This window comes from Synergistaceae bacterium, from assembly GCA_021372895.1.
In the GTDB taxonomy this organism is placed as follows: domain Bacteria; phylum Synergistota; class Synergistia; order Synergistales; family Synergistaceae; genus JAJFTP01.
This window is the reverse complement of the sequence record JAJFTP010000081.1, coordinates 33,851-58,516: the sequence shown is the minus strand read 5'-3', so window position 1 is coordinate 58,516 and position 24,666 is coordinate 33,851. Positions and strand designations below refer to the sequence as shown.

The window sequence follows — 24,666 nt, the reverse complement described above, 5'->3', positions numbered from 1 at the left end:
GCCTGCACCACGCGCGCCTGACTAAGGACGACGCATCGATCAGCAGCGATCCCTCAAATAACTTCCGCATCGTAACCGGCATCCCCAATGAGCGCGACCAGTTCTGCCGCTGATAGCGGGGTGCTTACGATAACCTTTTTTGTCTCCAGGTCCAGCGATTTGACTGTGCCCACTGAACTTTCTATAGCGTCACGTATCCGCTTTGCGCAGTGTTCACACATCATATCGGGAATTATTAGGATATATTCTGTCATAGGATATCCCTCCAATCTATTTTTCCGCCGCCCCTGCTATGCGCAGGGAATTGAGAATGACCGTTATGGAGCTTGCCGCCATCGCCAGCTCTGCAATCAAAGGGTGGAGAAGTCCGGACATAGCAAGCGGAATTGCAATTATGTTGTATATGAACGCGCCAAAGAGGTTCTGTCGTATGATCTTCCACGTTTTGGATGATATTTTTACAGCCGAGACTATTTTCGAGAGCCCCCCCCTTAAGATGACGATATCCGCACTGTCAACCGCAAGGTCCATACCACCGCCCATTGCAATTCCTACATGAGCCCCTTTAAGCGCCGCCGCGTCATTTATTCCGTCGCCGGCCATAAGGACTTTTCTGCCCTGACTCTGCGCTTTATTGACTAAGGATAATTTATCTTCAGGGCGAACCTCCCAGTTCACATTTTCAATCCCGACCTCGGCTGCCACTTCAAGGGCGACCTCCATGCCGTCGCCTGTCGCCATTATCGGAGTTATACCCAGCGAAATAAGTTCTGCAACGGCATTGCGCGAGTCCTCCCTGATCGAGTCGGATACGGAGAAAAAACCTACAGGCTCCCCGTCTCTGCGAACTTCTACAATACTTCTCGAAAGTGCGGACCTTCCTGTCCATTTTGATCTGGATGAAGGGGTCGGGCGTCCGACAAACCATTCCACCCCTTTCCAAGTACCGTATACTCCATCTCCGGGGATCTCTTTTATATTATCAGGTTTGTCGGAGATATCATGTTTTCCTATTGCTTTAACGACTGCCGTCGCTATCGGATGCCCCGAGCCTGATTCAAGAGCATAAACGTAAGAAATTGCATATTCCGGAAGATCCCACTCAACAACGGCGGGCTCGCCTTTTGTAATGGTGCCGGTCTTGTCCAGTATTGCGTAATCTACCTCGTGCAGCGTTTGTATCGCCTCGGCATTGCGTATAAGAAGCCCGTATCGGGAGGCCTCTCCGGTACTCACAACGAGCGCAAGCGGCGTTGCCAGGCCCAAGGCACATGGGCATGCTATGACAAGGGTAGCCACAAAAGCATAGGCGGCAGCGCCTGCAGGTGAAGTAAAAGCCGTCGGCCACGGAAGATAAGCGCCTATTGGCGCGATTATGGACGATAGCTTATCAAAGGCGAAGAACCAGGCCAGTGCACTCAGAACAGCAAGTGTCATTACGGCAGGGACAAACTTAAGTGTTATCCTGTCGGCAAGTGCCTGAAGCGGGACCTTGCTTCCCTGAGCTTCCCTGACCAGATCAAGCATTTTAGAAAGGAATGTGTCCTCTCCGGCCTTAGTAGTGCTTATCGTCAGGACTCCTGAGAGGTTCATTGCCCCACCTGTTACACCGGAACCGACGTCCTTAGTGACCGGCACTGACTCTCCTGTAAGCAGAGATTCATCTACTCCCGAAAGCCCCTCTATTACCACACCGTCAAGCGGTATCCTTTCACCTGGGTTGACTCGGATCACAGTTTCCGGCTTGACAGCCTCCACCGGCACCATAAGCGTTTCACTGCCATTGACGACGCGTGCCTCACGCGGTTGAAGAGTGAGCAGTTTTTTGACCTGTTTTGCAGCCCTGTCGCGCAGATGTGATTCTATATAACGCCCGGTCAGGTGCAGCATCAGAATCATGACTCCGATCGTGCCAAACGACGGGATCATGACGCCAAGCATATTCATAACAGAGGTAAGCCATGAGGCCGACGCGCTTATGGATATCAGAGTGTCCATATTCGTATGCCCATGAGTAACGGCTATCCTGGCACCGCGCAGCGTTTTACGTCCCCCCCAGAAGATCGCTATACCTCCGACGATGACCTCTGTTATCCCATACCATCTGAAATGGATCCCCATAGTCATATGCATGAACATCAGAATAGACATAGGTATGCCAAGCAGCATTATGAAGATAAGATCCCTGCGTGCCTCCCTGTAACGTATATCATCAAGGTCAGCAGGCGCCTCTTTCAATATGGAATAGCCGCTTTTTTTAACTGCCGATTCAAGCATTTCAAACGTTACCGTTCCATCAGCAATAACGAAGACACTCTCGGTAGCAAGGTTGACAGAGGCATAAGAAACGCCCGGAACCTTTAACAATGCTCTCTCAACTATGCGTGAGCATGTTGTGCATGTCATGCCTGTTACACGAAAGGACATCTTGTTCTCTATGCTGTCCATCATATGAGCTCCTTCAATAATAAAAATTTTCTCTCCTGTATCTTGCCTGAAATGAAAAGCCCGTTATAATATGTACGTTGGCCGGAGAGCTGTCCGAGTGGTCTATGGTGACTGACTTGAAATCAGTTGGGTGTCACAGCCCCAGGGGTTCGAATCCTCTGCTCTCCGCCATTAACCGACTAATATGCGGCCCGTACAGCACGGAGCCGCTTTTTTATTTCCATGACAATAATATACTGCGCGCCATTCCAGCAACAGGCATGTTTTGCTGATTAAACGGGTATGTAAAGACACTCAAAAACATACATTACAAAAATATGATAGAATTTTCAGCAGGGAGACAAAAATTTGATTTGGAGGTTACGTCTGATGAAAAAAATCACTCTGGCGCTCATTCTGGTTTTTATGTTAACAGCTCCTGCACTTGCCGTATTCAGTTCCAAAGGACAGATCCCGAATGGAGAACCACTAGAGTACAGGGGGCTCAAAGTGACATCCGATGGAGTAAATATAATTATTGTGAACAGGGGAGACAAGACGGTGACATTCTCAGCAGCCCTTGCGTTCGTTGACAAAAATCGCAAAGAGGTAGGGGATGTTTTTATAGAAGAGACAGTACTTGAACCACAGGAGCACAAACAGTTTACAAAGCTTTACCTCAAGGGGGATGAAAAACTGGCAAGAAAGGCAGAATCATTACGCTGGACAATCTACACCCTTGAGGAAAAATAATACGGCAAAATCCTCCTCGATCTGCTGCCATTGACTGGCATATGCATATATCCGGCCAGCATCCGCCCTGTCTGACCGGATCAAGCAACAAGAATATCTTTTATTTTCGTTCGAGCGTCATGGATCTATAACGGAAACGGGGCTAAATCTGTGCCTCGCATTTTCTTAAGAGCCTGTCCCAATTCTCTTCGATGTCCGACTGTGCCTTTTCAACAAGATCCATGCGTTCACTGCCTTTTTTGAAAAGATGAGAATATCTGCCTTGTGTGCGAAGGAATTCTTCCAGGGGCACGAACTCCTTCGGTTTATAAGAAATGATATGTTTTCCGTCTGCTACTTCATAGATGGGCCAGAAACGGCTGTCGGCCGCAAGTTTACATACTTTCATCTGGTCGCCGGGCTTTATCTTCCAAAAGAGCGGACATGGCACAAGAACGTTTATAAAAGCCGGCCCAGGTGTTTCCACCGCACGTTTGACCTTTGTGATCAGATCTATCGGGTCGTACAGCGTCGTCTGAGCAGCATAAGGGATATTATGGGCCGCGACTATCTCAGTCAGATCCTTCGCAAGCTGCAGCTTCCCAGGGATCACGCTTCCGGCCGGAGATGTTGTGGCGTTTGCGTTTACCGGTGTCGCGCTGCTCCTTTGAGCACCGGTGTTCATATAACCCTGGTTGTTATAGCATATATAAGTAAAGTTGTGTCCGCGCTCCAGAGCGCCGGAAAGTGACTGGAGGCCGATATCGTAAGTCCCTCCGTCACCGCCGAATGCCACAAATTTAATGTTTTCCTTTGCCCTGCCCTTTCTGACGAGGACTTTATGCGCTGCTTCCACGCCGGAAATACCGGCTCCTGCATTCTCGAATGCGACGTGCATGAACGGCACCCGCCATGCACTGTAAGGATAGACCGTAGTGGAGACCTCCATACATCCGGTTGCGCCCACAACAACAATAGGATCGTCTATGGCCATGAGGGCCTGCCTCACAGCGGTAGGCGCACCGCACCCAGGACACATGCGGTGCCCTTCCGTCAGCGGATTCTGTTTTTTTGTAAGTTCTTTAAGGTTAATCGCAGCCATCTTTGTCATCCTTCTCAAGAAGTCCTATATATCTTACGCTGCCGTAGTCATTATTTATAAGCCGGCAGAATACATCCTCCGCGTCTTTCGGATAGAAGTCGCGCCCGCCAAGGCCAAATATGTATTCCTGCAGAGGAACGCGCTGTTCCAATCCGTAGAGCGCTGATTTTATCTCAGCAGCAAGGGGTGACGTGCCTCCTATGCTGGCACTCCTGTCGAGAACGGCAACCCCAAGTTTTCCATTAACAATCCTCATTATTTCATCCCTAGGGAACGGCCGGAAGAAACGCACCCTCAAACAGCCGGCCTTTATTCCATCCTCCCGCATCTCGTCCACAACATCCTTCACTACTCCGGCTGCAGATGACATAACTATAATAAGGTAATCAGCATCATCAGCCATATATCCTTCAGCCGCAGGATAATTGCGGCCGGTATGCTCTTCAAGCTCCTTAGAGAGTTCCTTGTAGACACGCGGGACATTGTTCATTCCCTCCATCTGATTCCTCTTGATTTCGAAGTAATACTCCGACATAGTGAACGAACCATAGGAGACAGGATTATCCACATCAAGCAGCGGAAGTGTCGGACATCTCTCTCCGACAAAAGATTTCACCGTCTCATCAGAAAGGATCTCAACAGGCTCGTAGCAGTGGCTTGTGATGAACCCGTCCTGACAGACAAAGACCGGCGTCAGCACATCCTTGTGCTCAGCGAGGCGGACAGCCAAAAGCACCGTATCGTAGACCTCCTGCGCATCCTCGCAATATATCTGTATCCAGCCAGAATCACGCTCCGGCATGCTGTCAGAGTGGTCGCAGTGGATGTTGACCGGAGCTCCGAGACATCTGTTGACAAGCCCGAATACGATTGGGGCACGGAAAGCAGCGGCTATCGGAAATATCTCGTGCATCAGGGCTACTCCGTTTGCACTGGATGCCGTCATGACCCTGGCGCCGGCCACTGAAGCCCCGACACATGCCGTTATCGCAGAGTGCTCACTTTCAACCGCGACATATTCAGAATCAACTCTTCCGTTTGCAACGAACTCGGCAAATTTAACAGGAATCTCAGTAGACGGAGTAATCGGGTACGCGGCTACCACATCAGGGTTTATCTGCCTCATGGCTTCGGCAAATGCAAGGTTGCCCGACGTCATTTCCTTATGCTTATCCGACATGATCGGCCACCGCTCCCGGGTCTTCCCCGTGACGCACAGCTTCACCGGTAAAATCAGACTCCGGATGCATCGAAATGGCCTTGACCGGACAGATTTCTGCACAAATACCGCAGCCCTTGCAGAAAAAGAGGTCGATCCCGCAGATCTTACCCTCGCCATCCGTCTGAACGGACATATCAGGACACTGTGCCCAGCATTTAAGACAAGAGACGCATTTTTTCAGGTCAAGAAGCGGACGCACGCTCCGCCACAGACCGGTCTCGACATTCAGCGCAGAAGCCCCCCATGCGACCGTTCCCGGCGGCACATCCTGCCAGCATTGAGGCTTATTCATGCCAGCACTGCCTCCTCACGTCCACGAAGTATTGCTCGGCGGTTAGCCTCAAGGACCTTTGCAGGGAGATGCTCCATCTTCTTCGTGAAGTGGTCGGCAAAGACTTCAACCGGGACATCGGGAAAAACATATGACAGCGCTCCGAGAAGCGGTGCGTTTGGCCTGTTCTGTCCAAGTTCCTCAAGAGTTATCTTGGTCGCATCGACAACGAGAACTCTGGCGTCCTTGGATATATGCAGACGTCCGCGGACAGTCTGTGCATCCTCTGCAGTATTTACAAGGTACATGGCGTTCCTGGCACACCCTTCGTTAGGGTGCGCGCTCTCAAGCATAGTCGGGTCCACTACAACGACTATATTAGGATTCTGTACGCCGCAGCGGCGGCGAATCGGACTGTCAGATACCCTGTTATAAGCTTTCATCGGTGCTCCCTGGCGCTCGGCGCCATATTCCGGGAAAGCCTGTACATGCTTACCACCCTCAAAAAGAACTTCGGCAAGGATAGCAGAAGCGCTCTTTGCTCCCTGTCCTCCGCGTCCGTGCCAGCGTACTTCGATCGTCCTGTTTTTCTTATCCTGCATTGTTACTCCCCCTTCTAGTATAGAAAAAGGGAGCCCTTCATAAAAACGAAGGGCTCCCTCAACTCGCTTGAACAAACAGCGCTAAGCGCCGATCCTGCGAGGAGGAGCCGCGTTAATAATTATTATAATGATGTTCTGATTCATCTTAAACAACATTCCGCTTCCTCCCTCTCTCCCAGATTGCTAGGTATGATATCACCCCTGCGCGCCTGTGTCAAACATTAATTTTCAATACGCCCAATGACGCTTATTGCTTAATAACCGACAGCAAGACTATTATGCACTTGACAATTTTTAAATTTCATACATAATACATCAGTTGTAGTGATCTACAATGGACAATTATGTCCAATCACACGGCTCAAAGAAGCCATTCGCTGTTGCAGAAAGACCCTTCCGCCTATCGCGGCTTGCTGTAGTATATCACTGGGGAGTTTTACGATTGCCTTACTCTGGTTGCGCCATACGTAGGGATTTCGTGCAACGGCGTAAACAGGGGAAGCTCTAAAAAATATGTTTCTGCTGCAATTGCAGCAGGAGTTTTTTGGAGTGTGCCCAGGGAGGTAATTTTATAATGACACAGGAAACAACAGTAAAATTCTCTGATTTCAACCTGAGGCCTGAGTTGCTCAGCGCACTTGAACGCAAGGGGTTTGAATCACCCATGCCGGTCCAGGTAAGAGTCCTTGAGGACGAATCGCTCATCGAAAGCGACATGATAGTCCAGGCCAGGACGGGATCAGGCAAGACACTCGCATTTGCGCTGCCGCTCATCAATCATATGGATCCCAAACTCAGGGAACCACAGATAATCGTACTCTCTCCGACGCGTGAACTCGCCCAGCAGACAGCACGTGAATTTGCGTGGGTCGGCACAGGCTGCGGCGTGCGTGTCGCCACACTTGTCGGTGGTATGGATATGGAACGCCAGGTCCGCGCGCTCCGCGAAGGAGCAAATGTCGTTGTCGGAACGCCGGGAAGGATCCTCGACCATATCCGCAGGGGCACGTTTAAAGGAGAGGCGATCCACAGTATCGTTCTGGATGAAGGCGATCACATGCTGGACATGGGTTTCCGCGAGGAAATGGAGGCTATTCTTGAAACAATGCCGCATGCAGAGAGAACATGGTTATTCTCCGCTACCATGCCGGCTGAGATCATGTCGTTAGCAAGACAATATCTCGACGCACCCAAGAAAATATCTCTGGTCTCCGATATTACAATGCATGAGGACATCACACAGAAAGCATACATAATCCCCTCACGCAAACGATTTGAAGGACTTACAAACGTTCTTATATGGGAAGCTCCCAGCAGGGCACTGCTCTTCTGCGGCACAAGGGCCGAGACGCAGGACATAGCGGATAAACTCTGTGACATAGGCTTCCGTGCAGCAGCTATACACGGGGACATGAGCCAGCGAGAGAGAAACAACGCACTTGGCTCTCTCCGAGGCGGACGTGTGGCAATTCTTGTTGCAACCGACGTTGCAGCACGCGGTCTTGATATCGATGCTGTAAGCCATGTCATCCAGTTCGGTCTTCCGCAGAATCTTGAAGCGTTTGTCCACCGCAGCGGGCGCACAGGGCGTGCCGGACCTGAGGGCAGCAACATGCTGCTCCTTACGGCACGTGAGGCCAAACAGTTTAAATTTATGGCATCCAACGCGGGCTCAAAGATGAAGATGGAGTGGATACCGGCTCCGGACGCGGCGGCAATAGAAGGACAGTCGCGCATACGTTTTGAGAAAACTATCCTTGACCATGCCCTGGAATCGGATGAATTTCAGACATGGGCCTCAGATATCCTCACGCGCGAAGAGGCTCCTATGCTTGTTTCCGGTCTGCTTGCCAAGGCATATGGGGATCAGCCCGCAGGCTATAGCATCCGCGATGACGTAGAGCTTGAGATGAGCCGTGAAAAGGGGCGCAGCAATGACAGACCGCAGAATACATCCCGCCCGACAGGCGGCAGGGGAGATATCGGCAATAAAGAACGATTCAAGCGCCCTGATATGGCCGGCGGCATAGCAATACAATTTACCGTAGGCCGCGCTGATGGCTGGGAAGTCGGTCCCCTTCTCGGCATGATATGCCGCTGTATAGGCATAGCCCGCGAAGATGTCGGCAACATCAAGCTGAGGGACACCAGCGCAACCGTTGAGCTCTCAGCCAGGGGCGCATCGCTTTATGATGCGCGCAAAGAACGTCTGACTCATGAAGGACTCAACACATCATCTGTCCGCACAATAGAATCACGCGGCGGCGAACGCCGCGAATCAGGCAGCGGGTCCCGTCAGGACAGCAGGCCGCAGCGCAGGGAACGTGACCACAGATCCGACAGCTCACGTGAAAAAGATTCTGACCGCCAGAAAAGGCGCCGCTTCACCAAGTAACCTTTAACTGCTGCAGAATAACCAACGTGCGGAATTCTTTACATAAGAGTCCCGCACGTTTTTTATGTCCATAGATTTGTGATATACTCTTCAGTCATCACTAACTGAATAAATCATACAGAGGAGCTGATGTGATGAATAGAATCGCACTTGTCGGCTGCGGCAATGTCGGAACGGCGCTGCTTGAGATACTACATGAGAAACGTTGTGAACTTGATAAGAGGTATGGCTTCAAGTATAGGGTTACCTTGATAACCGACCTTATGAAGGGCACAATACTTGACCCGGAAGGCCTTGATCTGGAAAATATCCTTCATGTGATACATAAGGACAGGACTTTTGCCGGACTTTCCCAGGCAAAAGGGACTTTTGCGGAGCTACTTGAGAAGTCCGGTGCGAATATGCTTGCCGAGGCAACCCCGACAGACCTGAAGACAGGGGAACCGGGGCTTACTCACATCAGGGAGGCTCTGTCACGCGGCATAGACGTCGCGACTTCCAACAAGGGACCTATAGCCATTGCTTACGATGAACTCAATAAACTTGCAGCTGACTGCGGGGCTGAACTTTGTTACGAAGGCGTAGTAATGAGCGGCACACCGCTCATTCAGATGGTGCGCCAGGGGATGGCAGGATGCTCGGTAACAAAAATAGAAGGGATCCTTAACGGAACTACAAATTTTATACTCTCAAAAATGGACGCAGGCGCAACATACGCAGAAGCACTCGAGGAAGCAACTTCTCTCGGCTATGCCGAGGCTGATCCATCCAGAGATATTGAGGGCTGGGACGCTGCCGTTAAAGTCTCCATCCTTGCTAAGCTGCTTTTTGGCCAAAATATCCCCGTCTCAGAAGTAGACAGAACAGGCATAACCGTAATTACTCCGGAGAAAATCTGCGAAGCGAGACAAGCCGGCTATGCTGTCAAACTTATCGCCGGCATCGAAAAAGGAGCTTTTGGCATCCACGCTTACGTAAAACCTAAAGAAATCCCCTTGGCACACCCGCTGGCCTCTATAGACGGAGCAACAAACGCAGTTACGATAACTACCGACAACTTGGGTGAAGTCACTCTCATCGGACCCGGGGCAGGGCGCCGCGAGACGGGACAGGCACTGTTATCTGATTTGATATCGATGTCGCTGTAGTGACAGCGACATCTGCATCTTAAACATCAGACCGGCATTGGATACAAAAACGGGACCTGAAGTAAACCAGGCCCCGTTTTTCATTGATTTGCTGTAGCTCTGTAATATTTACAATAGCCCAGCTATCGCTCAGCAACCGCTTATTCGCATCAAAATTATCTCTTAAGCTCTCCGGATTTGATTTTGCCGTCAAAATCAACGACGAGACGCTTTAGTTCCCTAGAGAGCAGCAGAAGTCCTACAAGGTTGGGTATCGCCATAAGGCCGTTGAGTGTATCGGCCAGATCCCAGAGATTCACCAGTATTTCAGCTCCGCCCCATCCACCGAGCACAACCAATGCGATCCAAACCACCTTAAACGGCTTTATCATCGATGACCCTTTGCAGAGATAAACGAGAGCAGTCTCTCCGTACCAGTACCAGCCAAGTATTGTAGAAAATGCAAACAGGGAAAGTGCCAGAGAAAGAATCATCGAACCTGCACCGCCAAGAGTCGAGGAGAATGCCGTAAGTGAGAGCTGGGCTCCGGTGAGGCTCGGCTCACTTGTAAGAACCCCGGTCGTAAGGATCGCTGTTGCAGTCAGCGTGCATATTACGATAGTATCCATGAAAACTTCAAACAGACCATAGAGTCCCTGACGTACCGGATGGTCCACCCTTGCCGTGCAGTGTACCATAGGGGCAGAGCCAAGACCGGCTTCGTTAGAGAACACGCCGCGCGCGATCCCGCGTGTGATAGCTGTCTTGACGGCCCAGCCAGCGAGAGCACCGGGAATCGCCATAGGATCTCCGAACGCCCCCTGGAACGCCGTACTTATAGCTCCCGGAAGCGCGTCCAAGTGATTGAAAATAACGGCCAATGCGCCAATAATGTAGAAAATAGCCATGAAGGGAACAAGATAAACCGTAACTGTTGCGATACGTGTAATACCGCCCCATATAACCAGTCCGGTAAGGATGGCCAGCACGACCGCCGTATAAATATGCGGGATCCCGAACGCCAGCGCGATACCTTCCGTAGTGGAGTTGGACTGTACCATGTTGCCTATGCCGAAGGAGGCGAGAAATGCAAATAATGCGAACAGCACTGCCAGCCATTTCATTCCAAGCCCGTTTTCAAGGATATACATAGTTCCGCCGCGGTACTCACCCATCTCATCCTTCTCACGATAACGGACCGCGAGCGTTACTTCACAGAACTTTGTAGTCATTCCGAAGATTGCTGATATGAGCATCCAAACAAGTGCACCGGGACCACCGAGGTGGAGTGCTGTCGCAACGCCTGCGATATTACCTGTCCCTACTGTGGCGGCAAGAGCGGTAGCCATAGCCGCAAACGACGAGATACGTCCCTCTTCTTCGCTTTTCTGTCTGATTTTTCCTATAACTTCGTGAAACATAAGCCCAAAATAACGTAATTGTGGAAAGCCGAGATAAAAAGTGAGCCAAACGCCTGTTCCTACAAGCAGAGTCAGCATCCATGGGCCCCAGACTATACTGTTGACGATCCCGTTAATCTTCCAAATCATTTCCATAAAACCATTCCCCCTCTTTTGGATTATAAATGATCAAGCGAAAACGTTACAATAAACAGACAATAACCCAACATCTGTGTGCAAGATAGTATCACTCTGAAAAGAATTTGTCCACTATTTTTACAATTGCAACTAATTGCAAATGCTAAGCGATATTAATTAATACACTGTTATTACAAGACAATTTATAAAAACACCACTTATTATACGGCATTCATGTAAATACACCCCCGTATCCTGTTATAGGATAGCACTGATGTTTTTCTTAGGTAAAATAGATCATCTCCTTTCGGGAATGATCTCCAGCCAATAGCCATCAGGGTCTTCGATAAAATATATGCCCATTGCCTCATTCTCAAAACAGATGCATCCCATATCCTTATGAAGTCTATGCGCTGTTTCGTAATCATCAACTACAAACGCAAGATGAAATTCGCTCTCCCCAAGGTCATACGGCTCCGTCCTGTCATGCAGCCAAGTCAGCTCAAGCTCAAAACATGTCGTGCCATCACCAAGATAGACAAGCGTAAATCCTTCTCCCTCCTTGCGACGCACTTCTTCGAGTCCAAGTGCCTTCTTATAAAAATCCATACTCTCCGTTAAGTTGAGCACATTGAAGTTAAAATGCGCAAATTTCAGATCCATCACGAACCCCTCCTTATCTGGTCAATGCTGAAGAATACTGCATATGTATAGCTGAAAGCCATCCAAGAATGTAGATTTGGATATTCTGCTGAAATTATACACTTACGGTTTGTCCTCTGATCTGCCGGCACTGTTGTGAAGCCCTCGCTCCAACTCATCACAGAACCGCCTTACTGTGCGAAAGGCCGCTTTGCATTCCGCTTCGTCTATTGTCGATAGGGCTTCAAGCTCCCATTTATGCAGTTCATCAACAAGATTTCCGGCCAGCACCTCACCTTCCGGCGTAAACCTTATTACTTTTCTGCGCCGGTCCGTCACATGAGGAAAGCGGCCAAGCAAGCCGCGTTTTTCGAGCCAGTCAAGCGTCGTAGTCATTGTCTGGCGTGGTATGCCAAGATAGTCAGCAATCTCAGCCGGCTCCACGCCATCAGGCCTTATATGCATCTCTTCGATCAAAGTCATGACGTTCGTAGAGACCCCGTGTTTCTGAGCCCATTCAGAATATACCTGATCATATCGTCTCCAAAGGTCAGAAAGTCTGAGCAATTTCTGTATCTGCGCGTCCGTTATTTTCTCCATATCCATTAATACCCCCACCACGTATTAACTGCTGACAGCGGCAGTCTTCTTTGCAATTCCCTCTTCCACAATAGCATAAATACAAGACATAATGCAATATTTGAAAATGTCATAGCGACCCAGACACCGTCAAGTCCGAAAAATATCGGCAGTATCCATAGAAAAAGAGGCAGCAGCACAAAAGGATCCCCATAAGTAAGGAAAGAAGCATTGTGCAGTTTTCCTACAGCCTGAAAATATGACGCCCCTACTTTTGCTATGCCAAGGAAAGGGAACATAAGAACGGACAAGCGAAGTCCGCGTGCAGCGATAGCCGCAGCTTCCCCCCTCATGGAGAAAAACTCTGGAACCAATAAATTGGAGAGATAGACAAAAAGCGAACATGCCAGCCCTAAAACTACAGCGGCGGCAAAGCCCATCCGAGCCATTATCCGTCTGCGTGCATATAGCCCAGCCCCATGATAGAAACTGATAAGCGGCTGAATTCCCTCCGCAACCCCTTCTTCCAACATTATTCCTACCGGCACGATATATCCGATGACCGCGTAAGCAGCGACACCCGCATCTCCGCCGTAAACAAGCGCCTGCCAATTGTGCATGATCATTGTAACTGCCGATGAAACCTGGACCCCAAACGGCGACATGCCCATAGATAGTACCCTGGCGCTAATAGAAGGACATATTCTTATGATATATTTTTTTCTGAACCTGACTTGCGAACCCGCATGCATAAAGTGCAGTGAAAGCAGCACGGCGGTAAAGACCTGAGAGGCAACCGTAGCCCATGCCGCGCCGGCTATACCGAACGGGAAGGTTACGACCCACAGCCAGTCCAAAATAATGTTCACAAGAAAACCGGAGATCATTATACGCATTGCCTTCCTAGGGAAACCAGAGTTGCGCACAGCCCCAAGCATTCCCATTGTGATAACCTGTGCCGGAGAACCGAAGAAAAGGATCCTGGCATACAAAAACGACATATCGGCCACTTCCGGCGAGACGCCGTAAAGTGAAAGCAGAGGCCTGCTCATTGCGGTAAAACATACGGCGGTAATAAACGATGCGCATATCATAAGAAAGATCATTGAGCCAAATATGCGTTCAGCTAGTTTTCCGCGTTTGCGACCCAGGCTCATAGAAATAAGCGCACCTCCGCCTACACCTATCCCAGATCCGACTGCGGTCACGAAAACTGTAAATGGAAACGCCAGACCGACAGATGCGAGCCCGGATTCCCCAACACACATCCCTATGAAGAATCCATCTACAAGCGTATATATACCGCTCAAAAGCTGAGAAGCTATCGATGGGATAACAAACATGGAAAACAGCTTGATTAATTGCCTATGATCTGCTGCGTGAAACACTTTTACCTCCCCCTATATCTAATTATAGATAATCTTATTACGTATTATAACATAACAGATTAATTTTCTGTCAATGCGACATGCCTATCTACGGACTTCAGTGGATTATCTACCTGAAGACCGGCTGATGGAAAAAACTTAAAATATCTTGAGTTGGTTGTATAATTCGCATAAAGCAAAAGGAGATGATTTAATGAATGATTTTCATGAACTCGTGCTGAAACGTCAAAGCTGCCGGAATTACGACGGCAAACCGGTGGACAAAAAGGCTCTGTTAAAATGTCTTGAGGCAGCACGTCTCGCTCCATCCGCATGCAACAGTCAGCCATGGCGCTTCGTTACAGTTACCGAACCGAAAACGCTGAAAACGCTTGCAAAACTCGTCCAGATAATCGGCGGGAACATGTTTGCAGAAAAAGCACCGGTGCTTATTGCGGTATGCGAGGAAGCATGCCCTGAACTAATGCCGCGCGTCCTTGAGAGATGGGACTGCAAACATTTCGCACATGGCGACATAGGCATTGCCGTAGCCCACCTGATCCTTCAGGCAGCCGATCTCGGCCTCGCCACATGCGTTATGGGAACGTTTGAGGAAAAGGACGTCAAAGAACTGCTTGGCATACCAGAAGAACAGACGGTACGCGTTATAATCGCGCTTGGGCATCCCGCAGACAGTACGATCCGCGAGAAAAACCGCAAACCGATTGAAGAAATAGTCCGGTTTGTAGAATAGCAAGTACAGTAAATTCATTATTGCGATCAAGCAGCGACGGGCTCCCGAAAGGAAGCCCGCCGCTTTGCTTCAGACTATGCAGAAATTTTCATGTACTGTTTGCGATATTGAAAATTATCCGAGTATTGCCTTAAGGTCATCCTCCGCCGTTCCTATCGGTTTGATCCCGAACTTCTCGATGAGGACGCCAAGCACCGCAGGACCGATGAACGCAGGGAGACTTGGCCCAAGCCTTATGTCCTTGATGCCGAGGTACAGCAGAGTCAGAAGTATACATACGGCTTTTTGTTCATACCAAGAAAGGATAAACGAGAGCGGCAGCCCGTTGACGTCTGTTTTAAAAACTTCAGCAAGCGCGACTGCTATCCTTATCGCCGAGTAGGCGTCATTGCACTGTCCACAGTCAAGCAGACGGGGTATTCCTTCGATATCCCCAAACTCCATTTTGTTGAAGCGGTATTTCCCGCAGGCAAGAGTCAGGATAACCGTGTCCTTAGGCGCCTTCTCCGCAAATTCAGTATAATAATTGCGACCTGGCTTTGCTCCGTCGCAGCCGCCAATGAGGAAGAAGTGGCGGATCTTTCCGCTGTTGACAAGTTCTGCGACCTTACCTGCCGCCCCAAGGACAGCATTGCGAGCAAAACCTATCATTATTTTCTTTTCCGGCCCGTCTTCGCTGAACCCTGGGGCTTCAAGCGCCGCCTTTATCACGGGGGCAAAGTTTCTGTCCTTGATGTGTACCGCACCGGGCCACTGAACAAGGCCGCTGGTAAAGATACGTGCCATATAACTATCCTTTGGTTTCTGGATACAGTTGGTGGTCATCAGGATAGCACCGGGGAACTGTTCAAACTCCTTCTGCTGATCCTGCCACGCTCCGCCATAGTTGCCAACGAGATGGGGATATTTTTTAAGTCCGGGATATGCATTGCAGGGCAGCATCTCACCATGTGTATATACATTGATGCCCTTGCCCTCTGTCTGCTTCAGCAGTTCCTCAAGGTCTGCAAGATCATGTCCAGAGACAAGTATTGCCTTGCCTTTTACCGGTGTGACACGGACCATAGTTGGTTCCGGGTGTCCATATGTACCGGTGTTGCCGGCATCAAGAAGCTCCATAACGTGGAGATTGACTTCCCCTATTCTGAGATTGAGCGCAAGCATGGAATCAATCGTGATATCTTTGTTCAGCAGTTCAGACAACGCCTCAAGGAAAAACCTGTCAACGCTCCTGTCTGTCTGCCCCAAAATCCTCGCATGGTCCGCATAAGCCGCCATACCTTTCAACCCGTAAATTGCAAGCCATCTCAGCCCGCCAAGGTCTGCGCCGTACTTGTCTATATCTGCCTGCGGAGAAAAGTCCTTAGCTGATGCAACAAGTTCGGCAAAAGATTCTTCTTTTGCATCACATCCGCAGGAGCAAGTACCAGAGACAGACGCCCTCTCTTTCCTCGTGGCCCTTACCATTTCGGCGATGGTCTCAGGATCAAAGTTAACGTTTGTGACAGTTGTAAATAGGTTCTCTATGACCCTTTTCGCTACAGGCGCGGTATCTTTTCCCGCATCAAGCGCAGCCTTCGCCAACAGCATAGTCTCATGCAAGAGAAGATCCTGCATTGCAGCCGTCTCTGGATTTTTGCCGCAAACTCCCGTTACGGTACAGCCTGTTCCTTTTGCAGTCTGTTCACACTGATAACAAAACATCACTGTCACTCTCCTTCTTTTTTAGCCGATAATCCGGCGTGTTTTCCTCTGGGGAACTCTGTCTTATAAACCGCGATAGTTTATCTAAAACAGCCTATCAACTTGGGAATATCTGCCTTACCTCAAGAAATTTCCCGTTAAGCGCAAGCTTGACAAGCTTAAGTGTCACTGACGTTCCTGATTTTGCAACAGCTTCTTCCACGAGCCTGACCAAGCCGCCGCAACATGGTACCTCCATATAGGCGACATCTATTTCTTCGATGCCATGGAGTTTTATGATCTGCACCAGTTTGTCTATATATGGCTCAACTTCGTCCAGCTTAGGGCATCCTACAAGGCATACTTTATCAGCGAGCAGATCTCTATGGAAGTTGGGGCATGCAAATGCAGTACAATCAGCAGCGATAAGAAGATGCGCACCTGCAAGATACGGGGCCTGTACCGGGACCAGTTTTAACTGCACCGGCCAGTTGGTGAGCTCTGATTCCTGCATTGCTGCTTCTTTCTGCCGCTGGGGATCCGATTTCGCCGACTTGAGCTCCTTTGCCATAGAACCGGGACATCCGCAAGGCAGCTTATCTTCGGAGGAGGATGCTTTTTCAGCGGACGTACGGGCTTTTACCGCTGCTTCATCGTAAGCTGCAGCCTCCCGCATTTCAAACGATATCGCTCCTTGCGGGCATTCGCCTATACAGTCCCCAAGACCGTCACAATATGTTTCGCTCACAAGTTTAGCCTTTCCGTCTTCTACTATAATTGCGCCTTCGTGGCAGGCTTCCGCACATATCCCGCAGCCGTCGCACCTGCTCTCGTCGATCTTAATTATCTTTCTCATTGGTTTTCACTCCCGTACCCGTATTTATGAAATCAGCCAAGTTACGTTTTGCCAGCCATTCTCTGGCTTCTTCTGTCAGTCTTTTGAGAAATCCTTCGAATATGCATGATTGATAAACGCATGTCCTCCTGCCGAAAACGCATTCTGATCTTTCCAACGGTCCATCTATCGACTCTAATATCTGAAGAAAGCTTATCTCCTCAGGCAGCCTGGCTAGTACCGCCCCTCCCTTTGGCCCCCTTACCGTATCTATAAGCCCTGAATGTGAAAGACGCATAATCACTTTCGCAAGATGAGCTTCCGAAACATGCAGCCTGGCAGCCATATCCTTTATGGATATCCTCTCTCCCCCATTCTCAGCGATAAGGACCATACTGTGCAGTGCAATGTAAGTCGCTTCACTGAAACCTGCTACTCTGGCCATGATCCCATCTCCGTTACTATTAATGCATTAAGATACCTTAATTCCTTTTTATTTATTCTACTTAAATATACCCCCGCACAAATCGGTAAATTTACTGAAAGATTTGAATGAGAAGGTTTTACCAAGTGTATTATTATGCCGTGAAGCACATCAGTGTGCGTATTTTAGCAGCCTATCTCTTTTATGCAGGCATCTGCAAGGGCGTTCAGACTGGAAATGTTTCTCTCAAGCGGCAGTGATGAAGCGTCATAGGCAAGCGGCAGCTCTGTGCACGCTGTAATTATGGATATTTCCTTAATTCTCCAAAGGGCATCCACTGATGCTTCCATTTTTTGCGCTGCATTTTTTATGTCCCCTGATTTTACAAATGTTATGACCTCCTGCATCTGTCTTTGTATATCTTCGGGCGGGATGAAGAGCCTGTATCCCATTTTCTCCGCAGCTGTCTGGTATATACCCGCACGGACAGTTCCCAGAGAAGAAACCATCCACGCTCCATCCGGAGCGTTTTTCACTGCTTCTTCAAGCGTTGCTTCAACAATATGGACAAGCGGGACAGAGAGTTCACTCCTGAACCTGTCAATGAAATAATGCGCCGTATTACACGGGACCGCTAAAACTTCCGCACCCCACTCTATAAGTTTTTCAAGATCGCCTCTTATCTGTGATTCCGGACTTTTTCCATCCCCTACTATTGCACGGCTGCGGTCAGGTATTTTTGGATCCGAAAGCATATATACGACGGGGTGGTCCTGATCCATTCCTGCCGGGACCTTCTCTGCGAGTATCTTCATGAATTCAGCCGATGCCGCGGGGCCCATCCCACCGAGAACTCCCAAAATCTTTTCATTCATAATCCATGCACTCCAATCGGAGATCCAAAATTATTTCTTTTAAATTATATCCTGCCCCTTTTTCGTTTGCAATTTGCTCTACAGAGTGATAATGTTCCTATGTTCGCGGTAATGTGATATTTTGGGCTCGAATGAGCCCCCATTAAGGAAAGGAATGACATATAAATGTCTCTTTGTTATTACAGAGGAAAGTTTATGCCCCCAGAGGAATGCAGCTTGCCGGTCACAGATCTCCTGATCCAGAGGGGAATAGGAGTCTTCGATTCGATAAGGACATATGGCAAAAAAATATTTGCTATGCCGCAGCACCTTGAAAGACTAGCGGCAAGCGCGAAGCAGTGCGGGATCGAAGCAGGCGGAATAATGGAAGAACTTCCCGGAATAATTCATCAGGGAGTAAAACATGGATCGGCCCCACATGGTGACATCGTCATAAAACCATATATCACCGGTGGAAAGATAAACAACCGTGGACACTTCCCTGAACCTGACTTTTTTGTTCTCTTCGAAGAGGTCCACATGCTGACAGCGGATGAAATTAAGAAAGGCGTATCACTGAAGCCCGTCCGAATGGAAAGGCCTTATCCGGAGACAAAGAGCACAAACTACCTGTTTGGATATATACCCATGTCTAACGCAAGAGACAGTGACTTCGAGACCCTTTACATCGTCAATAACGAGATAACTGAATCGGCAACGAGCAGCTTCTTCCTCTGTAAGGACGGCAAGGTTATCACCGCCCCTGTCGGCAGGGTTCTCAGAGGGATAACAAGAGAGATACTTCTCACGCTCTTGCGCGAAAACGGTTTCAAAATAGAAGAGAGATGCCCTCTCGAGAGCGAACTGGCTGAGGCAGATGAGACGTTCATATCAGGCTCGGTAAAAGAAGTCCTCCCTGTTGTACGTGTGGGGGAACAGGTCATCGGCAACGGGGTCCCAGGCCCGGCAACAGCGCATATACATCATTTATTTTTGACCAATATGGAGCGCTGGCTGGAAGATTAGAGATATTCTCCCCCACAGCAGGTATGACTCAACTGTGCCTTTTAAGGCAGACTATAGATTTACACCACTATTGCCAAAATATACAAGTAAAAACACACAAAACACCCCGTCATATGACGGGGTGTTTTGTGTGTTTGCTGATAATACAGTCTTTAAACCTATAATTTCAGCGCTGCGCCGGTCTCCATATACTCATGATGCATCTTTAAAGCATCTGCAACGGCAGGAAGGGTCAGTTTGCCTTTATATATTGAAAGGCCCTTGAAAATAGCGGCGTTTTCTTCGCAGGCTTTAACTACCCCTTTATTTGCAAGTTGCACACCGTAACCGACAGTAGCATTGGACAGCGCTATAGTCGCGGTTCTTGCATACGCTCCGGGCATATTTGCGACACAATAGTGCACTACACCTTCTTCGATAAATATCGGATCATCATGTGTCGTCGGACGTGAGGTCTCTCCTACTCCGCCCTGATCGATAGCTACATCTACAAAAACCGATCCCGGCCTCATAGATTTGAGATGTTTCCTTGTGACAAGCTTCGGGGCTTTTGCTCCGCCAGGCAGGAGCACAGCGCCGATGACCATATCCGCATCTTTTATTACATTCGCTATAGTCACTTCATCGCTATATATGGCAACGCAGTTTGCAGGCATTACCTCCGCAAGATATGCAAGTCTGCGGTGATTGACGTCTGTTATCGTAACCCTTGCTCCAAGTCCGGCCGCAACCTTCGCTGCATTTATCCCGACATTGCCGCCTCCAATTACCAGTATGTTTGCCGGAGCGACACCAGGGACACCCATTGGCAGCAACCCGCTTCCGCCAAATGTCCTGCCCAGATAGAACGCTCCCATTATAACGGACATACGCCCCGCGACTTCACTCATAGGCTGAAGCAGGGGAAGTCCCCATGGTTCTGCCACCATTTCATACGCAACACATGTCGCACCCGACTTAATGCACGCTTCAGTCAATTCAAGATCAGCTGCAAAATGGAAATAAGTGAATATAAGCTGTGATTTTTTCATCAGCCCATATTCTGCGGCTAAAGGTTCTTTCACCTTCACGATCATCTCCGCTGTATCCCATACCATCTTAGCTGATTCCAATATACGCGCACCGGCGGCGACATATTCTTCGTCTGTAAATCCCGCCTGCGATCCTGCACCTTTTTCGATGAACACTTCATGCCCTGACTGTACATAAGCTGCCGCCGACGCAGGCGTCAAACCTACGCGGTACTCCCGGTTTTTGATTTCCTTTGGACATCCTATCTTCACTTTACAAGTCCCCTTTCTTGTTTTTTAGGTTCTATGTAAACAACGATTGGATTATACAGCTAATATTCTGAAAATTCCACTATACTTCAAACCGAATCAGTAAAAAAAATTTATTTGATACTTCTTTATCCCAGGATCACCCTTTCATTTAAAAGGTAATCGTGCAGCTCCTTGCGCAGATATTCCTGAACGATCTCGTCCGCTTTTTTCTGGAAGTTATCCTTGTGCTCCTCCAGGAACTTAGCACAGGCTTCAGTATCTAACTCTTCCTGCTGCACATCGGAAATCTCTTCAAAGAGACATTCGATACATTGTGTGTCGAAATCCGGAAGTTCCACCCAGTGCTGAGCCGCTTCAGTTATCTTTTTCCTGCTGTTGAAAGCTGATTTAATCACTTTATATGAACCATTGTGCTGAATCGCCATCTCCTGTGCAAAATTCTCAGCATCCGCTTCGTTATCGAAAACTTCCGCATCAGTAACATCCGGCCCCTGCGAAATAGTAACCACCCAAACATTTTCCTGCATCTGAAAAACTCCTCCCCTTGGTTATATTCTTTTTGAGAATATCTATAATACAAGTAATACTATAATCTTAAATTATCCGATTGTATATATATAAGGACTGGTATATGGTATATTATAGGGCTGACCGGTTTCGGTTGACAATATCATTTGTTGCAGCTAAAATGTCCGCTGATGAAATAGACGCGTTGAAAACGTCGTATTCAACAGGCCGGACCTGATTTTTAGGTTCGGCTTTTTTATTTCAAGGAAGGGGAAGTTAATAATGGACAATAAAAATTACGGAATGATGACAAAAGCATTGCACAGTGGATGGAAGTATGATCCTGCAACAGGCGCGTCGGGGCTTCCGATATACATGTCGTCCGCATTTCAGTTCCGCAGCACAGAACATGCGGCTGATCTATTTAATTTAGCAGAGGATGGCTTTATTTACTCAAGGATCTCAAACCCCACAGTATGTGCGTTTGAGGAGGGACTGAATTCACTCGAAAACGGAGCCGGATGCCTCGCCACGTCATCCGGTCAGGCGGCATTTGCACATCTGATCACAGCCATCTGTTCTTATGGCGACAATCTGGTCGTATCGAAAAAAATCTATGGCGGGACGCTTACGCTGTTACAGAACGTTTTCAAGCGGTTCGGCATTCAGACTATACTTGTTGACAGTGACCATCCGTGTCAGGTTGAACAGGCAATAAACGACGAGACGCGCGCGATCATAACAGAAATTATCGGCAACCCGATGATGAATGTCGCGCCGCTTGAAGCCCTCGCCAGTATCGCCAAACGTCAGGGCGTGCCGCTGATAATTGACAACACATTTGCAACGCCGGCATTATGCCGCCCGATAGAGTGGGGGGCAAATGTTGTCATCCACTCTACCACGAAATACATCTCAGGCAACGGCAACCTTATAGGCGGAGCAGTGGTCGACGGGGGAAACTTTGACTGGGGCGCATATCCGGATAAATTCCCGACCCTTGCGAAACCGGATACGGCATATCACGACATAACTTTCACGGAAAAATTCGGTAAGGCCGCTCTTTATGCTAAGCTCCACGCCTCTATAGTGCGCGATCTCGGAGGATGCCAGTCGCCCTTTGACGCTTATCTGCTTCACCTCTCGCTTGGGACGCTCGCGCTTCGCATGGAGCGCCATAGCAAGAATGCACTTAAGGTCGCAGAGTTTCTTGAAGCACATCCAGCGGTCGAATGGGTCAGTTATCCCGGACTTGCGAGTCACCCTCAGAACGACATGGCACAGATCTACCTCAAAGAAGGATGCGGCGGCATGATGGCGTTTTCAGTAAAAGGAGGGATTGAGGCGGGACGCAGGCTTCTTGACAATCTCGACCTCATCGGTCATATGGCGAACCTTGGTGACTCGCGCACACTCATAATACACCCTGCCAGCACTACGCACAGCCAGCTTACAACCGAGCAGCGCCATGCGGCCGGTCTCAGTGATGGCCTTATCAGGCTCAGCGTGGGACTGGAAGACATTTCCGATATCATTCAGGACCTTACCGCAGGATTGGATTCTGCCGCAGGAAGATAATGACGGCCAAAAGGATCGGCGCCGTAACAATACCCTAACTTTTACTGTCAGGAGGCCGTAGCCTTATAAATCCGGCACAGGCATAAGTCCTGCACGCTAAGTCCAAATAAGAAGCATTTGTGCTAATATTCTCAATTAAGCATGTAAATCTTTATCTTGTGCTTATTTTAGGTTTGTCGCAGAGAGTGCGTAGTTTGTTTTCGCGGAAGTTTTGGTTGGCAATCGACATTGTGCCTTTTTTCTCTAAGTTATATGGCATAATTTATTCTATTTCTTAACTTTTGCCGTCAATTTTACGGTCCAGCATTTTGACCCTCTTTACTCACTTAAAAAACAGGGATACAATTGATAGTGTGCATTAGGATCATCCCATCAGCGGGATGATCTGTATAAAGTGAATTGCCCGCTAGGGCGAAAAAACCAAGGAGGTTTTTTGTATGGCCGTACAGAAACGTACTTCCAAAAATGTTCTTCTTGACACTGCGCTTAAGAATTTTTACGCAGCAGCAGAAGAGATGGGGCTCGATGAGGGCCTTATCGAAGTAATGAGCCGTCCGGAGCGCTCGATAAGCGTCTCCATCCCTGTAACGATGGATGATGGCTCGGTCAGGGTATTTGAAGGTTATCGCGTACAGCACTCTACAGTCTGTGGCCCCGCAAAGGGCGGTCTTCGCTTTCACCCCGACGTCAACCTTGAAGAGTGTGAAGCGCTGGCAAGCCTTATGACATGGAAATGTTCACTCGCCGGCATTCCTTACGGCGGAGGCAAGGGCGGCATTTCAGTAAATCCGTTTGACCTTTCACCGCGCGAGCGTGAGATGATGACACGTACCTTCGCAGCCCGCATTGCACCGTTTATCGGTGACTGGACTGACGTTCCCGCTCCAGACGTCAACACCGGCGGCCCTGAAATGGTATGGATCATGGACACAGTTTCCAAGCTTCGCGGCCACCTTGAGCCGGGCGTTGTCACAGGCAAACCTATTGCATACTGGGGTTCAAAAGGCCGCACAGCAGCCACAGGACTCGGTGTCTCTATCTGCATCCGCGAACTCCTCAAAGAGAAGGGCGAAAAAATCGAAGGCGCGAAGATTATCGTTCAGGGTTTCGGCAACGTCGGAACATACAACGCGCTCTTCCTCCATGAGGCAGGCGCCAAGATAGTAGGCATCAGCGATATTACCGGAGGTTACTACTGCAAGGATGGAATTGATGTTGTTGCTGCAAAGGCATTTGTTGAAGCGCATCCAAAACGTATCCTTGATGGCTACACACAGCCCGGACTTGTGAAGATGAGCGGGGAAGAGATTCTCGAGCAGGAAGCGCTTGTTCTCTCTCCATGCGCACTCGAAGGGGCCATCAACGAGAAGAACGCGGAAAAGATCAAGGCATCCTACATTGTTGAAGGAGCAAACGGACCTATAACTCCGGAAGGCGATGTAATTCTTGACAGACGCGGGATTATCATCGTTCCAGACTTCCTGGCGAACAGCGGCGGCGTCATCGGCTCATATTTTGAATGGGTACAGGATCTTGCCGGATTCTTCTGGACAGAGAAGGAATACAATGATCGTCTCGTTCCGATCATGACAGACAACTTCCACAGGGTTTGGGACTATGCACAGCAGCATAATGTGAAGATGCGCCGTGCGGCGTTCCTTGTGGCGATCAAACGCGTTGCTGACGGCCTTAAACTGAAGGGGATCTTCCTTTAAGTT

Annotated in this window: 23 protein-coding genes and 1 tRNA gene; 8 read left to right on the top strand and 16 right to left on the bottom strand. The window is 49.0% G+C overall.

The genetic code is table 11. The features are described 5' to 3' along the window. Positions 1-53: 53 nt before the first annotated feature. Entirely contained in the window at positions 54-254 is a 201-nt protein-coding gene (locus tag LLF78_07680) for a heavy-metal-associated domain-containing protein (GenBank protein ID MCE5202375.1), read from the bottom strand. Between the two features lie 16 nt (positions 255-270). After that, positions 271-2,451, bottom strand: coding sequence for a heavy metal translocating P-type ATPase (locus LLF78_07675; protein MCE5202374.1), 2,181 nt, complete (start codon positions 2,449-2,451; stop codon positions 271-273). A gap of 80 nt (positions 2,452-2,531) precedes the next feature. On the opposite strand from LLF78_07675, the gene LLF78_07670 reads away from it, so the two are divergent. Then, positions 2,532-2,619, top strand: a tRNA-Ser gene (locus LLF78_07670). A gap of 198 nt (positions 2,620-2,817) precedes the next feature. After that, positions 2,818-3,180, top strand: coding sequence for a hypothetical protein (locus tag LLF78_07665; GenBank protein MCE5202373.1), 363 nt, complete (start codon positions 2,818-2,820; stop codon positions 3,178-3,180). A gap of 142 nt (positions 3,181-3,322) precedes the next feature. Here the strand turns inward: LLF78_07665 and LLF78_07660 are convergent, their stop codons facing one another. From LLF78_07660 to LLF78_07645, 4 genes are read right to left on the bottom strand one after another with little or no spacing between them, the layout of a single operon-like run. After that, positions 3,323-4,261 carry a thiamine pyrophosphate-dependent enzyme gene (locus LLF78_07660; GenBank protein MCE5202372.1) on the bottom strand — a complete coding sequence of 313 codons (939 nt, stop codon included), beginning with the start codon at positions 4,259-4,261 and terminating at the stop codon, positions 3,323-3,325. Beyond that, positions 4,248-5,441 (bottom strand): pyruvate ferredoxin oxidoreductase, encoded by a 1,194-nt coding sequence (gene porA / locus LLF78_07655; GenBank protein MCE5202371.1) that lies wholly within the window; start codon positions 5,439-5,441, stop codon positions 4,248-4,250. Before porA ends, LLF78_07660 begins: the two co-directional genes overlap by 14 nt. Further along, a complete protein-coding gene (locus tag LLF78_07650; GenBank protein ID MCE5202370.1) occupies positions 5,431-5,775 on the bottom strand; it encodes a 4Fe-4S binding protein in 345 nt (114 codons plus the stop codon). Before LLF78_07650 ends, porA begins: the two co-directional genes overlap by 11 nt. After that, complete coding sequence (locus LLF78_07645) at positions 5,772-6,356, bottom strand: 2-oxoacid:acceptor oxidoreductase family protein (GenBank protein MCE5202369.1); 585 nt, start codon at positions 6,354-6,356, stop codon at positions 5,772-5,774. The genes LLF78_07650 and LLF78_07645 overlap by 4 nt, the downstream gene beginning before the upstream one ends. A 574-nt stretch (positions 6,357-6,930) precedes the next feature. Between LLF78_07645 and LLF78_07640 the strand changes: the two genes are divergently transcribed. Then, a complete protein-coding gene (locus LLF78_07640) occupies positions 6,931-8,751 on the top strand; it encodes a DEAD/DEAH box helicase (GenBank protein MCE5202368.1) in 1,821 nt (606 codons plus the stop codon). 131 nt (positions 8,752-8,882) lie between these two features. Further along, positions 8,883-9,899, top strand: a complete 1,017-nt coding sequence (locus LLF78_07635; GenBank protein ID MCE5202367.1) for a homoserine dehydrogenase — start codon at positions 8,883-8,885, stop codon at positions 9,897-9,899. Between the two features lie 155 nt (positions 9,900-10,054). On the opposite strand, the gene LLF78_07630 is transcribed toward LLF78_07635, so the two are convergent. The 4 genes from LLF78_07630 to LLF78_07615 form a co-directional block, all read right to left on the bottom strand. Next, entirely contained in the window at positions 10,055-11,434 is a 1,380-nt protein-coding gene (locus LLF78_07630; protein MCE5202366.1) for a sodium:alanine symporter family protein, read from the bottom strand. A gap of 279 nt (positions 11,435-11,713) precedes the next feature. Then, a complete protein-coding gene (locus LLF78_07625; GenBank protein MCE5202365.1) occupies positions 11,714-12,079 on the bottom strand; it encodes a VOC family protein in 366 nt (121 codons plus the stop codon). A 102-nt stretch (positions 12,080-12,181) separates the two neighbouring features. After that, positions 12,182-12,664, bottom strand: a complete 483-nt coding sequence (locus LLF78_07620; GenBank protein ID MCE5202364.1) for a MarR family transcriptional regulator — start codon at positions 12,662-12,664, stop codon at positions 12,182-12,184. Then, positions 12,664-14,025, bottom strand: coding sequence for an MATE family efflux transporter (locus LLF78_07615; GenBank protein MCE5202363.1), 1,362 nt, complete (start codon positions 14,023-14,025; stop codon positions 12,664-12,666). The genes LLF78_07620 and LLF78_07615 overlap by 1 nt, the downstream gene beginning before the upstream one ends. A 193-nt stretch (positions 14,026-14,218) precedes the next feature. Between LLF78_07615 and LLF78_07610 the strand changes: the two genes are divergently transcribed. Next, complete coding sequence (locus LLF78_07610; protein MCE5202362.1) at positions 14,219-14,758, top strand: nitroreductase family protein; 540 nt, start codon at positions 14,219-14,221, stop codon at positions 14,756-14,758. 114 nt (positions 14,759-14,872) lie between these two features. On the opposite strand, the gene hcp is transcribed toward LLF78_07610, so the two are convergent. The 4 genes from hcp to LLF78_07590 all read right to left on the bottom strand — a co-directional run bounded on the left by hcp (position 14,873) and on the right by LLF78_07590 (position 18,575). Then, positions 14,873-16,462, bottom strand: a complete 1,590-nt coding sequence (gene hcp / locus LLF78_07605; GenBank protein MCE5202361.1) for a hydroxylamine reductase — start codon at positions 16,460-16,462, stop codon at positions 14,873-14,875. Between the two features lie 97 nt (positions 16,463-16,559). Then, positions 16,560-17,297 (bottom strand): 4Fe-4S binding protein, encoded by a 738-nt coding sequence (locus LLF78_07600; GenBank protein MCE5202360.1) that lies wholly within the window; start codon positions 17,295-17,297, stop codon positions 16,560-16,562. Beyond that, positions 17,281-17,721 carry an Rrf2 family transcriptional regulator gene (locus LLF78_07595; protein MCE5202359.1) on the bottom strand — a complete coding sequence of 147 codons (441 nt, stop codon included), beginning with the start codon at positions 17,719-17,721 and terminating at the stop codon, positions 17,281-17,283. Before LLF78_07595 ends, LLF78_07600 begins: the two co-directional genes overlap by 17 nt. 164 nt (positions 17,722-17,885) lie before the next feature. Then, positions 17,886-18,575, bottom strand: a complete 690-nt coding sequence (locus LLF78_07590) for an amino acid racemase (protein ID MCE5202358.1) — start codon at positions 18,573-18,575, stop codon at positions 17,886-17,888. Between the two features lie 195 nt (positions 18,576-18,770). On the opposite strand from LLF78_07590, the gene LLF78_07585 reads away from it, so the two are divergent. Next, positions 18,771-19,580, top strand: coding sequence for an aminotransferase class IV (locus LLF78_07585; GenBank protein ID MCE5202357.1), 810 nt, complete (start codon positions 18,771-18,773; stop codon positions 19,578-19,580). Between the two features lie 158 nt (positions 19,581-19,738). Here LLF78_07585 and ald read toward each other — a convergent pair whose 3' ends face one another. Beyond that, positions 19,739-20,863, bottom strand: a complete 1,125-nt coding sequence (gene ald, locus LLF78_07580) for an alanine dehydrogenase (GenBank protein MCE5202356.1) — start codon at positions 20,861-20,863, stop codon at positions 19,739-19,741. A gap of 125 nt (positions 20,864-20,988) precedes the next feature. Further along, positions 20,989-21,390, bottom strand: a complete 402-nt coding sequence (locus tag LLF78_07575; GenBank protein MCE5202355.1) for a hypothetical protein — start codon at positions 21,388-21,390, stop codon at positions 20,989-20,991. Between the two features lie 262 nt (positions 21,391-21,652). Between LLF78_07575 and LLF78_07570 the strand changes: the two genes are divergently transcribed. After that, positions 21,653-22,948: an O-acetylhomoserine aminocarboxypropyltransferase/cysteine synthase gene (locus tag LLF78_07570; protein ID MCE5202354.1), complete on the top strand. Its 1,296-nt coding sequence runs from the start codon at positions 21,653-21,655 to the stop codon at positions 22,946-22,948. Positions 22,949-23,385: 437 nt separating this feature from the next. Continuing rightward, the gene (locus LLF78_07565) at positions 23,386-24,663 is read left to right on the top strand and encodes a Glu/Leu/Phe/Val dehydrogenase (protein ID MCE5202353.1); all 1,278 of its coding nucleotides are present in this window, start codon (positions 23,386-23,388) and stop codon (positions 24,661-24,663) included. Positions 24,664-24,666 lie beyond the last annotated feature (3 nt).